Genomic DNA, 1,184 nt, shown 5'->3' on the forward strand with positions numbered 1-1,184 from the left:
AACGTTGCTATATCAACAAAAAAATAAGAATCTGCTATTCTAAAGTGGAATAGCAGATCCCGAAATAAAGGATTTTTTTGTTTGTTAAAGTATTACTTGATAAGCTTTTCTTTCTCCATCAGAAACATTCAAAACGATATTGCCTTTAAAAATAAGTCCTGCTTTTTCAATCACCTTTTGCATTCTAATATTTGCTGGATGTGTATCTATTCGAATGTCTCGATAATTTTGTGCTCTAGCACTTGAAATTAAATGCCCTAAGAAAAATTGTCCCATTCCTTTTTGTTTTACCCGAGAATCAATGGTGAAGCGATGAATTGACACATACCCTACTGATGGTTCCCAATTGCCATTAGTTATATCAATATACGATTCTTGCTCAGCTAAAGTTACTGTTCCGTAGCCCATAATGCTATTTTCTTCTATTAACACATATCCTTCACCTAAATGAATATCTTCTTTTAATCTTTCTTCATTTGGACCGTCATCATTTCGCCACTGAGGAATGCCTTGATTAGCTAAAACTAACCGTGCATTTTCAATGATTACTAGTATTTCAGATAAATCTGTCATTTCAGCTTTCCTAACGTAATATAACATTAACATTCTCCTTAGCCATAATTTTTTTCTAGTATAACCTATTTGCCTACAAAAGGTAAATGAAATACTTTACGTTTTTAATAGAAAATTATAAACTATTTAAATCAACAAAAAATACTTCAATAAATCAGTATGCTACAATTGCAGGGATATAATTATGTTAACTTTCAAATATTTTCTATATCAAAGAGCTCTAGTTTATTTCAAGCAAATAGTTTATTCTTATGCTTTTTATTAGTTTTTAGAATATTTGAAAACAAGTAATCTTAAGAATCTAAAAAAAGATAGCGAAAACTAAGATCTAACTTTAGTTTTCGCTATTTTTTGATTTATATTTCATCCAGAAAAAAATGCTTTTTTCGTATTAAGTGTACGTTTTTCATGTTAACAAATATTTTTTTAATATACTCGTTGTTGATATCACTGCCCTTTAATATTAAAAACATAGTAATTTATCTATAATTATTATGTTTGATACTAAATAAGCTTAATACGCATCTTCTAAATTCCAAAGAATTTCACCATTAATATAATTTCCTGATTTATTCCCAAATGAAGCGGTAATAAATAATCCTTCTGATTTA

Annotated in this window: 1 protein-coding gene; it reads right to left on the reverse strand. The window is 28.1% G+C overall.

The annotated features are described in order from the left end of the window. Positions 1 to 84 precede the first annotated feature (84 nt). Positions 85 to 600 carry a GNAT family N-acetyltransferase gene (locus RR554_RS11630; RefSeq protein ID WP_332468087.1) on the reverse strand — a complete coding sequence of 172 codons (516 nt, stop codon included), beginning with the start codon at positions 598 to 600 and terminating at the stop codon, positions 85 to 87. Positions 601 to 1,184: the final 584 nt, after the last annotated feature.

The organism is Vagococcus sp. (assembly GCF_036639995.1).
Taxonomy (GTDB): domain Bacteria; phylum Bacillota; class Bacilli; order Lactobacillales; family Vagococcaceae; genus Vagococcus.

Coding starts and splice junctions, on each gene's coding strand:
- RR554_RS11630 (WP_332468087.1), bottom strand. CDS start 600: ATGTTATATTACGTTAGGAAAGCTGAAATGACAGATTTATCTGAAATA.